10 protein-coding genes are annotated in these 10,871 nt (G+C 65.6%); 7 read left to right on the top strand and 3 right to left on the bottom strand.

Annotation, left to right across the window (positions count from 1 at the left end):
- The 3 genes from FJZ36_15650 to FJZ36_15660 form a co-directional block, all read right to left on the bottom strand.
- Nucleotides 1-372, bottom strand: a 372-nt coding sequence (locus tag FJZ36_15650) for a macro domain-containing protein (protein MBM3216334.1), incomplete at its 3' end; no start/stop codon positions are given.
- Between the two features lie 25 nt (nt 373-397).
- Nucleotides 398-1,672 carry a hypothetical protein gene (locus FJZ36_15655; protein ID MBM3216335.1) on the bottom strand — a complete coding sequence of 425 codons (1,275 nt, stop codon included), beginning with the start codon at nt 1,670-1,672 and terminating at the stop codon, nt 398-400.
- Nucleotides 1,462-2,073: a DUF1295 domain-containing protein gene (locus FJZ36_15660; protein MBM3216336.1), complete on the bottom strand. Its 612-nt coding sequence runs from the start codon at nt 2,071-2,073 to the stop codon at nt 1,462-1,464. The genes FJZ36_15655 and FJZ36_15660 overlap by 211 nt, the downstream gene beginning before the upstream one ends.
- Before the next feature lie 200 nt (nt 2,074-2,273).
- Between FJZ36_15660 and FJZ36_15665 the strand changes: the two genes are divergently transcribed.
- The 7 genes from FJZ36_15665 (at nt 2,274) to FJZ36_15695 (ending at nt 10,689) form a co-directional block, all read left to right on the top strand.
- Nucleotides 2,274-4,166, top strand: coding sequence for a hypothetical protein (locus FJZ36_15665; protein MBM3216337.1), 1,893 nt, complete (start codon nt 2,274-2,276; stop codon nt 4,164-4,166).
- Between the two features lie 155 nt (nt 4,167-4,321).
- Nucleotides 4,322-5,077, top strand: a complete 756-nt coding sequence (locus FJZ36_15670; GenBank protein MBM3216338.1) for a pentapeptide repeat-containing protein — start codon at nt 4,322-4,324, stop codon at nt 5,075-5,077.
- A 47-nt stretch (nt 5,078-5,124) separates the two neighbouring features.
- Entirely contained in the window at nt 5,125-7,407 is a 2,283-nt protein-coding gene (locus tag FJZ36_15675; protein MBM3216339.1) for a TonB-dependent receptor, read from the top strand.
- A gap of 184 nt (nt 7,408-7,591) precedes the next feature.
- On the top strand, nt 7,592-8,203 hold the full coding sequence (locus FJZ36_15680) for a pyruvate synthase (protein MBM3216340.1): 612 nt from the start codon (nt 7,592-7,594) through the stop codon (nt 8,201-8,203).
- Nucleotides 8,200-8,523: a 4Fe-4S dicluster domain-containing protein gene (locus FJZ36_15685; protein MBM3216341.1), complete on the top strand. Its 324-nt coding sequence runs from the start codon at nt 8,200-8,202 to the stop codon at nt 8,521-8,523. The genes FJZ36_15680 and FJZ36_15685 overlap by 4 nt, the downstream gene beginning before the upstream one ends.
- Nucleotides 8,524-8,539: 16 nt before the next feature.
- On the top strand, nt 8,540-9,727 hold the full coding sequence (porA, locus tag FJZ36_15690; GenBank protein ID MBM3216342.1) for a pyruvate ferredoxin oxidoreductase: 1,188 nt from the start codon (nt 8,540-8,542) through the stop codon (nt 9,725-9,727).
- Nucleotides 9,728-9,753: 26 nt separating this feature from the next.
- Complete coding sequence (locus tag FJZ36_15695; GenBank protein MBM3216343.1) at nt 9,754-10,689, top strand: pyruvate ferredoxin oxidoreductase; 936 nt, start codon at nt 9,754-9,756, stop codon at nt 10,687-10,689.
- Nucleotides 10,690-10,871 lie beyond the last annotated feature (182 nt).

Below are 10,871 nucleotides of genomic sequence, written 5' to 3' on the forward strand. Positions count from 1 at the left end.
GGGAAACGCCACCGACTGCACGCCCAGCCTCTCACCCTCGACCAAAGCGTTTCTGTAGCAGGAAGCGAGCAGTTCCGGCTCGCCCTGGTTCCCGCCGTGCCACACCGGGCCCACCGTGTGGATCACATATCGCGCCTTGAGACGTCCGCCCGAGGTCGAGACCGCCTCGCCAACCGGAAGACCGTCCGGATGGGTCGTCGCCCGGATCCGCCGGCATTCTTCCAGAATCTGCGGTCCGCCGGCGCGATGAATCGCGCCATCCACTCCTCCGCCGCCCATCAGCGAGCTGTTCGCCGCGTTCACGATGGCGTCCGTGTCCTCGGCGGTCAGATCGCCGGTTCGCACGACGATGCGTCCGAACACCTTCTCCATATCGGACTCACCCCTTTCAGGTCGTCTAGAGCCACTTCGCGAACCAGTCGAACGACTTCCTGCCGCTGAAGATGTGCCCGCCCTCGAACACATCGGACGCGATACAGCGCTCCGCGCCGATCGCCTGATACAGCCTCTCGACCTGCCGGTAGGCGGACTGCGCGTCGTCGATGACGAAGCACGTGTCCTGAGTTCCCATCTCCGCGATGAGGGGTCGCGGGGCGATCAGGCACGCGACGTCCGGGATGTCGCCGATGGACAGGAGCCCCGGCGAATACTGCGCGCCGCAGAAGTTCCCGTTGCCTCGGAGCGTGATCGCGTCGTGGGCGACGGTGCTGAGGTAACCGCTGATGCACGCGACTCGCACGCGCGGATCGAGCGCGCTCACGTACGTCGTCATGGTTCCGCCGAAGGAGAGCCCGGCGCATCCGATCCGGTCCGGGTCGACGTCCGCGCGGGTCTCCAAGTAGTCGATGCACCGCATGCCATCCCAGACCTGCAATGTGAGCAGGTGGAACCCGAAGTAGCCGTATGCCATGTAGTTCACGTTGCAGCCGTCGCGCGACGCGCGCGTCCACTGCGCCGGGCTCCGCCGCTCGCCGAACCCTCGCCAGTCGGGCGCGATGACCACGTACCCTCGTCGCGCGAACTGCCGGGCGTAGTCGTGGTTCGGGTCGCCTTCGCGGTCGCGCCATCGCTCGTCGACGCCGGTGATCTCGGACTTGCCGTCACCGTGTCCATGCGCCGCCAGGATTGCCGATCGGCGTTCGCCCGGCGCGATGTCCTTCGGCACGAGGACGTATGCGGGGATCGTGTCCCACGGCGTCGTGTCGAGCAGGACCCGCTCCCGGATGTACTCGCCGCAGTCGACCGATTCCGTCGTCTCAGTGTTGAGCGGCACGGGCTCCGGCAGCTTGCCGAGGTTGTTCCACAGTGCCGCGCTGAAGGCGTCCCGCCACGTCCGCCACTCCTGCCGGTTTGTCGCCTCGCACCGAAGTTGGGGCTCGATTCCGGCGACCATCGCCTGCGCCGCGTCGAAGGGGTTCAGATTCCGAGCCATCTTCCATCTCTCCTTGTCATTCTGAGATGTCATGCCGAGGTCCACCACCGAGCCAAGAACAACGCACAAGTGACCAAGATCGCCACCAACGTCCGCCGCTCGATCCGCATCGCTTCGCGCACCGCTATCGGCTCCGCGCCTTCGGCTCGACGTCTCGGACGCGGGAACCACCGGGGCACGCGCCGCCGGTATTCGGCATACTCCTCGCCGAACTGACGCCTGAGCTGCTCCTCCTCCCATCGCACAATCGGGACATACTGGACGACAAACAGCACGAGTGTCGCAACGATTGCCCACCATCTCCCGCTGAGGAACGCCGTGCCGAGAGCGATGGAAGCATTGCCCAGGTAGAGCGGGTTCCGCGTCCAGCAGAAGGGTCCGCTTTCGATCAGCCGCCTGCCCGGCGTGGTTCCGCGAGTGCGGCACGAGCCCCGGATGTGTCGCACGCTCGCGACGCGGATCGCCTCACCGCACGCCATCAGGCTCAACCCGACCGTCGCCGAGAGCGCCGTTGGCTGCGCAAAGACGACCCACGCGATCAAGAACGGGATCGGCGTGTAGTCGCGCCAACGGAACAGCGCTCCCCCGATCCGCACGAGGGCGGTTCGCTTTGACCGGGCTGTCGTCGGCGCTGTCTCCATGCGTTCCTCGGTAGGTGCCGCAGGCGACGCGGCTCGAAGTCGGCGAACTGCGCGTTGACGCGCTCAGAGCGACGTTCCTACAATAGCGGGATCGCGGCGAGTCGATCAAGGACGACGCGGCGCGCGTGCCCGGAAAGGGCTACACACCGTCGATGAAGCCCCCGGTTTCCCTAGACCTTCCCGGACACCGAAGCGAGCGCATGGCGCGCGTGCTCTTCGTCGGGAGCGCGCTCACCATTCTGCAGTGCTACTGGATCACCGTCGCCGAGGCGATGTGGTTCGCGATCCACGTCACCGTGCAGTCCATCTTCTTTACGGCGGTCTTCGGTCTCATCGTCGTCGGCGCTCTCAACGCCGCGCTCGTCGCCGCGTCGCCGCGTCTGGCGTTCACCCGCCAGGAACTGCTACTGCTCTATGTGATGCAGGGCATGGGTGCTGCGATGGCAGGACACGGGTTCATGCAACTGCTGATCCCGTTGATGGGTCACGCCCATTGGTACGCGTCGCCGGAGAACGATTGGGCAGAGCTGATCCTTCCGCATCTCCCCAAATGGCTCGTCGTGTCGGATCCCGGAGCTCTGCGAGATCACTACTTAGGCGAATCGACGTTCTACACGAGCGAGCACTTCCGCATCTGGGCGACTCCCGTCTTCTGGTGGTCGCTGTTCATCTTCGCCTTCTCGGGGGCGATGTTGGCGACGAACCTCCTCGTCCGGCAGCAATGGGTCGAGCAGGAGAAGCTCACCTACCCCATCATTCAACTGCCGCTCGAACTCATCGAGCACCCGCGTCAGCTCGCGACCAGCCGCCTGATGTGGCTCGGCTTCGCCCTGTCGGCGTCGCTCGACCTGCTGAACGAGCTCCATATCCTGATGCCAAACGTGCCCGGCATCCATCTGAAGCTGACGCGCATCGACGTCTTCTTCACCGAGAAGCCGTGGAACTACATCGGCTGGATGCCCATCTCGTTCTACCCCTGGGCGATTGGCTTGGGCTTCTTCATCCCGCTCGACCTGCTGTTTTCCTGCTGGTTCTTCTACCTGTACTGGAAGGCGCAGCGCGTCTTCATGGGCGTCGTCGGGATGTCCGCGCGCGGCGGATCGTTCTCCGGCTTCCAGGGCATCATCGAGCAGGGAACCGGCGCGTTCATCGCCGTCGGGATCGGCGCGATCTGGGCATCGCGGCGACATCTGCAGTCCGTCTGGCGCTCGATCTCTCGACGCACGACGGAGCCGGAACGCGATTCCCCGATGGGCTACCGCACGACACTGGCGCTTCTGATCGGCTCGCTCGTCTTCCTGATCGCCTTCAGTCTCAGAGCCGGGATGTCGCTGTGGGTGGCGGTGGTCTTCTTCGCCGTCTATCTGCTCATCAACTTCTCGATCTCGCGCATGCGCGCCGAGATGGGCATCCCGGTTCACGACATGCACAACGCGGGGCCCGACCAGATACTTCCGCCACTGGCCGGAACCCGTCGCCTGGGTACGCGCAATCTCGTCGTCATGGCGCAGTACTGGTTCTTCAACCGGGCGCACTACTCCGACTTCATGCCGCTCCAGCTCGAAGGCTTCAAGCTGTCGAGCCGCATCGGCGGCAGAAGCCGGAACATGGTCATCGCCATCGCCGTCTCGACGGTCGTCGGCACGTTGGCGACGTTCTGGGCGTTCCTGGACACGTCGCATCGGGTCGGCATGGCGGGACGAATCGAGTGGTTCGGATGGGAACCTCTGAACCGTCTCGCCGGATGGCTCGTGAACCCGCTGGAGGCGCAGCCGTCCACGCCGGTCTTCCTGGGAATCGGTGCGGTCACGACGGTCTTCTTCGCGGCGATGCGCTCGCGCTTCATCTGGTGGCCCCTGCACCCCGCCGGATATGCCGTCTCCAACAGTTGGGGCATGGCGACGGTCTGGTTCCCGCTCTTGCTCGTCTGGGCGTTCAAGGGCATCCTGCTGCGCGTCGGCGGACTCGGAATGTACCGGCGTGCCATGCCCTTCTTCATCGGATTGATGCTCGGCGAGTTCGTCGTCGGGTCGTGCCTGTCGGTCATCGGAACGGCGACGGGCTCGCGCGTCTACTCCTTCTGGGTCTACTGAAACCGGTCGGTGCTCACGCCCAGACCACACCTGACCATACCTTGGTCATTTCAGCCGGTTCTGCACGCCATCACGCCCCGTTTTCCGGCTCGTGACTTCGGCACGTCTATTGCAAGTCAACGGACGAGTCGTGTCCAGGGCGAGGAGGCCCGCCGATGTCACTCAAAGCTGGACTGGGAGTGCTGGGGCTCGCCGTGGTCGTCTCTGCGTGCGCCGTATCGAAGCCCCTGACCGTCGACCTGAAGAGCCTGAGAACCACCGAACTGCGCGACGCGAACCTCGAAGGCGCACAGATCGCCGGAGCAGAGCTCGCGAACCGGGACATGCGCCGGATCGTCCTGCGCGATGCGAACCTCGCCGGAGCCGATTTGAGGCAAGTGGACCTGTCCGAGTCCGATCTCAGAAATGCCAACTTCGAGGGCGCGGACCTGAGATGGGCGAACCTGATGCGCGCGAACCTGCAGGGCGCGAACTTGCGCGGAGCGCGCCTGTTCGGCGACACGTCCGCCGGGAACTACGGCGCGAACCTGCGACATGCCGATCTCCGACGCGCGAAGCTCGACGGAGCCGATTTGCGCGGCGCGTCGTTCGAGTTCGCGGACATGCGCAACGCCAGCCTCCGTGACGCCGACTTGCGCGGCGCGGACCTCGCCTTCACCGACATGAGGCAAGCGAACGCGAAGGGCGCCGATTTCCGCGAAGCGCGCTACGTGCTGGAGACACGCTTCCCGGGCGCTTTCGATCCGCAGCAGGCAGGCATGATCGTCCGCGTCGGCAGGGGCGATTTCTTCGGTGGTGGCATGGGTGGTGCGAGCGGGCAGATCGGCGCGGCAGGTGTCCGAGACCGAGGAACGATCGGCGCCGGTACGGGTGGATACGGGAGTGGTCAGTCCGCTGGCGGCAGAGACTGATATCGCAGCATCGACACCAGGAGGATGCGTCTGTGAGGAGTGAGCGCGTGAGGGGGAGCGCATGGGCGGCGGCACTCATGGGGTTCGCCATATCCGCGCAATGGTTGGCGGCTGACGAACCGGCGGAACAGAACGTCGCCGAGCTCTCGAAGATCACCGTCACGGCGACGCGAAGCTCCCGCAACGAGTTCGACGTGCCAGCGGCTGTGAACATCGTCTCGCCCGACAAGCTGGGACGTCGGGCTCTGACCAGTGCGATCGATGCGCTGGAAGACGAGCTCGGCATCATCGCGCAACGCACGACAAATGGGCAGGGATCCCCGGCCATCCGGGGACTCACGGGGTACCACACGCTCATCCTGATCGACGGTGTGCGTCTCAGCAACTCGACGTTTCGCTCGGGCCCCAACCAGTACTTCAACACGCTGAACATCGACGACATCGACCGCATCGAGCTCGTGCGCGGTCCGAGCGCGGTCGCCTACGGCAACTCCGCCCTGGGAGGGGTCATCGCGGTGACCACCCGTCAGCCGTCCGTCACGTCAGAACTGACGGTGGAGCCGCGACTCTTCGGGCGTTGGCGGAGCGCGTCCGACGACCGGATCGGCGGCGTCTCCGTGAGCGGCTCATCTCACGACATGGGGTTCCTCGCCTCTTTCACGCGCAAGAGCGTCGGCGATGTCCAGCCGGGCGCGGGACGAGACGTGCACGTGAAGGGTCGGAAGTTCCTCCTGACGAGCCTCGAAGAGGACGCGCCGCAGCCGGGCGACAAGCTCAGATCGGGCGGCAAGGAGTACGTCGTCACGCGCGTCTACGACGAGGAAGCGCCCACCAGCTACACGGAGTCCGCCGGAAACGCGTCGGTGTCGTGGCAGCCCACTGAGGGCAGCTCGCTGCGCGCCGGGTATCAGGGACTGCGTCAGGTCGTGTCGTCGCGGTGGGACAAGATCGGCTCCGGCGAGGAGTACGACCTGCTGACGTTCGATCCGCAGGAGCGCCACCTGGCTCACGTGACCTACGAGTCGAATCGCCTCGTGCCGGGCATCGACCAGATCGCCGGCACGCTGTCGCTACACCGGCAGATCGAAGGGTCGTCGTCCCTCAAGGTCGGCAAAGACCCGGCGACCGACACGTCTCGTATCGAGGATACGGTCGATACCATCGGCGCGTCGATTCGAGGGGCTTCGAGCCTGTCGGACACGCAGCGATTGACCGTGGGCGCAGAGGTCTACCGGGACGCCATCGAGAGTGAGCAAGTGCTGCCCAAGGTCGTGGCGTGGGGACGGTTCCCGGATGGTTCCGACGCGCTCGACGCCAGCGGCTTCGCCCAGTACGAGATGTCACTGAGCCCGGGAGCGCTCATCTTCGCCGGGAACGTGACGCACTACGAGATGACGGCGGACCTGTCGCTGAGAGACCCCGCGTTCGGCGTCGTAGAAAAGTCCGGGAACGCCGCCACGGGAACCGTGTCGGGCAGCGTTCGGGTGATCGACGGTCTGAGAGTGTATGCCAGCGCGGGATCCGGCTTCCGGGCTCCCAGCCTCGACGATCTCTCCGGCGTGCAGGTCACCAACCAAAGCGTCAGCGCTCCCAGTCCCGGCGTGCTGCCGGAGCGGAACCTGAACGCCGAAGTCGGGCTGAAGGCGCAGACATCCCGACTCAGCGGCAGTCTGACCGTGTTCCAGAACGACCTGCGCGACCAGATGGTCGCCCGCCGCGTGTCCGACGTGTACGGCTCGGAACTGCCTCAGCTCTACCGATCCATCCAAGCGGAGCATCCGCAAGCCGACATCACCGTCATCGACAACCTCGACCGAACCCGTATTCGCGGGATCGAAGCGGAAGCCGCCGTCGCGCTGCCGCATGACGCGACGGTGTACGCACTGGGATCGATCACGCGCGGCTCCGTGCTGACCATCGACGGAAACGACCCCGATCCGGCGAAGCCGTGGCAGGAAAACATCCGCCGCGAACCCCCGGCATCCGGTACGGTCGGCGTCCGATGGATGCCGCAGGGAGCCAGACGCTGGGTCGAGACGTTTGTGCGCGGAGCCGCCAAACAGGATCGATTGAGCGCGGGTGACATCTCCGACCCCCGCATTCCGGGCTACACGCGCGATGCCTCCGCCGTTCAATGGGACGGTCGGCGGGCGCTCGACGCCGGCACGCCTGGATGGTTCACGTGGAACGTCCGGGGAGGCGTCACCATCGGGGGCGTCACGGCATCCGTCGGCGTCGAGAACATCCTGAACCGGCGCTACCGCGTCCACGGGTCGGGCGTCGATGCGCCCGGACGCGATGTGATCGTGAGCATCGAGAACCGGTTCTAACCAGTTGGCTCGCGGTACCTGTCACCGCACGCAGCCCGTTTGTCGCCCTATGCACAAGCGGGCTACCTTTGTGCTCTCCGCGCGGCTATGATTGGAACTGAGGGGCCCGGAGCGCCCCGCAGGGAGGTAGCCCCCGTCCGCCGGGGATGGCACCCGTTCACCTACCGAAAAGGGGCTGCCGCGTATGGTACCGAACGACGCGTCCTCGCCCGCAGGCGCACTCACCGAGATCCGATGGCACGCCCGCGGCGGTCAGGGCGCGAAGACCGCAGCGACCTTCCTCGCCGAATCCGCCGTCGATGCCGGCTTCTACGCTCAGGGGTTCCCGGAATACGGTCCCGAACGCATGGGAGCCCCGGTCCGCGCCTACAACCGCATCTCCGGCAAGCCGATCCGAGTCAACGCCCCCGTCACTTCGCCGGGAATCGTCGTGTTGATGGACGAGACCCTACTGGAGTCTGCCGGGATTGACGAGGGCACTTCACAGGACACGGTTTTCTTGGTCAACACGGCGGCGGAACCCGACGACAAGCTGCGGCATCGGCTCGCCGAATACGCCGGACCCGACGCGCCGTTGTGGATTCTCGACGCCAACCGCCTCGCAACCGAAACGATCGGTCGCCCCATCCCCAATACGCCGATGGTCGGGGCGATGCTGCGCGCGACCGGCATCCTGCCCGTGGACACGGTCATCGAGGCGGTGCGTCACAAGCTCAGCAAGAAGTTCTCGGCGAAGATCGTCGATGGCAACATCGAGGCGGTGCGCCGAGCCTATGAAGAGGCACAACGCATATGACAGACGGGAAGAGCACGCCGCAGCTCGAATGGGAACGCAGTTGGCAGAAGCTCCCGCGCGGCGGATCGATACCGGTCGGCGGAACTTCCCGCGCATACCTGACCGGCGGATGGCGCTCGTCCAAGCCCGTGTGGGACGCTTCGGCATGCAGCCACTGCCTGCTGTGCTGGGTCTACTGCCCCGATTCGGCGATCCTGCTCGACGGCGTCAAGATGGTCGGCATCTCGTACGATTACTGCAAGGGCTGCGGGGTCTGCGTCCACGAGTGCCCAACCGAAGGCGCGTTGGCGATGGTGCAGGACGACGGGCCGGACGCCTAATCGAGGAGCGCGAGACATGACAGCGCAGTCCGAGCGAGTCGCGCTCACCGGCAACGAGGCAGGCGCGCTGGCGATGCGGCAGTCCCGACCCGACGTCGTCGCGGGCTACCCGATCACGCCGCAGACCGAGTTGATGCAGCAGTTCGCCCAGTACGTCGCTGACGGCGCGTCGGACACCGAGCTGATCCTGGTCGAATCGGAGCACAGCGCCATGAGCGCCGTGGTCGGAGCCGCCGCGACGGGCGTCCGAGCCATGACGGCGACCTCCGCGAACGGCTTGGCGTTCATGTGGGAGATGCTCTTCATCGCGGCGGGGTACCGGCTCCCCATCGTCATGCAGTTGGTCAGCCGAAGTCTCGGCGGGCCCCTGAACATCCATTGCGACCATTCCGACGCCATGGGCGCTCGTGAAACCGGGTGGCTCCAGTTCTTCGCCGAGAACGCGCAAGAAGCCTACGACAACGCCCTCATGGCGGTGCGGATCGCCGAGCACCCGGAAGTGCTCCTGCCGGTCATGACGGTCCAGGACGGCTTCATCACGAGCCATACGACACAGGTTCTCGAAACCCTGGACGACGAGACGGTATCCGCATTCGTCGGAACCTACCGTCCGACGGATAGCCTCTCCAACCTCGCCAAGCCGATGACCTACGGCGCAATCGTCCTTCCCGACTACTACATGGAGGTCAAGCGCCAACAGGTGGAAGCGATGGACGAGGCTCCACGCATCGTCGCCCTCATCGAGGAGGAGTACGCGGACCTCACCGGCAGGCGGTACGAGTCGCTCGACCCGTACCGCATGGACGATGCGGAGAGCGCGATTGTCGTACTTGGCTCCGCCGCGGGAACCGGGAAGGACGCTGTCGATCTGCTGCGGGAGCAGGGACATGCAGTCGGGTTGCTGAAAGTCCGTCGGTTCCGCCCCTTCCCGGCGGAAGAGGTCGCGCAGGCGTTGTCCCACTGCAGCGCGGTCGGCGTGCTGGATCGCTCGCTGGCTCTCGGAGCGCCGTGGGGACCGCTCGCGTCCGACGTGGCGTCTAGCCTGATGCGCGCTCGCGCGAACGTCCCGATGCTCAACTACGTCTACGGACTGGGTGGGCGCGACATCACGGTGAGCGACATCGTCGGCGTGGGCTCTGGCTTGATGCAGGACGCCTCCGACGGACCAAAAGCCGCCGTCCGCTACGTCGGCGTTCACGAGTAGGCGCGACCAGTCCAAGGGAACCTGACATGAACCAGATTCGACTCCGCGACCTCGCCCAAACGCCCGAACTGATCGCCGCAGGACATCGCGCTTGCGCCGGATGCACCAGCGTGAACGCGGTTCGCCAGATACTCCATGCGGTGGATCGCCCGATCATCGCCGCCGGCGCAACGGGCTGCCTCGAAGTCGTGACGACCGTCTACCCGTACTCCGCGTGGCAGACGCCATTTATCCATTCCGCGTTCGAGAACGTCGCGTCGACCGCCAGCGGGATCGACGCCGCTCTGCGGGTTCTCTCCCGCGAGGGCCGCGTCCCGAAGGAAGTGAAGCCCATCGCCTTCGGCGGCGACGGCGGAACGTACGACATCGGGCTGCAGGCGCTCTCCGGCGCGCTGGAGCGCGGACACAACTTCCTGTACGTCTGCTACAACAACGAGGCGTACATGAACACCGGCATCCAGCGATCCGGCGCAACGCCTCTGGGAGCCGCCACGACGACCGCGCCGTCCGGCAAGAAGGCTAGCGGCAAGGTGCAGAAGCCCAAGGACCTGACCGCCATCGTCGTGGCGCACGGCATCCCCTACGTCGCTCAGGCGTCGCCCCACAACTGGCGCGATCTGGCGACGAAGGTGCAGCGCGCCCTCGCGGCTGAGGGTCCCGCGTTCATCAACGTTCTCGCGCCGTGCCATCGAGGCTGGCGCTTCCCCATGGAAGACGGCATCGAGATGGCTCGCCTCGCCGTGGACACGTGCTTTTGGCCCCTCTTCGAGGTGGCCGATGGCGAGTGGCATCTCACCTACCATCCGAGGCGCAAGCGACCCGTGGCAGACTGGATGAAGGAGCAACGTCGCTTCGAGCACCTCTTCAAGCCCGACAACGAGGCGCTCCTCGAAGCCATCCAGGAGCAGATCGACGAGGACTGGGCGCGGCTTCTGGAGCGGTGCGGCGAGATCGAGCGCTGACGAAGCCAACGGTTGCCATGCATCTCGCGTTCGTACAGACTGGGAGCCAATCGCTTGGCTCCCTTTCTCGTTCCGCAGTCAGGAGGCGCTGGTGGGACTCCGGTTCTTAGCACTACAAACGCAGTTATGGTAGAATCGTCCGTGGAGAGCGGAGGACTCCTTCATGGACGAGAAACGTCGCA

It is taken from the genome of Candidatus Poribacteria bacterium, assembly GCA_016866785.1.
Taxonomy (GTDB): Bacteria; Poribacteria; WGA-4E.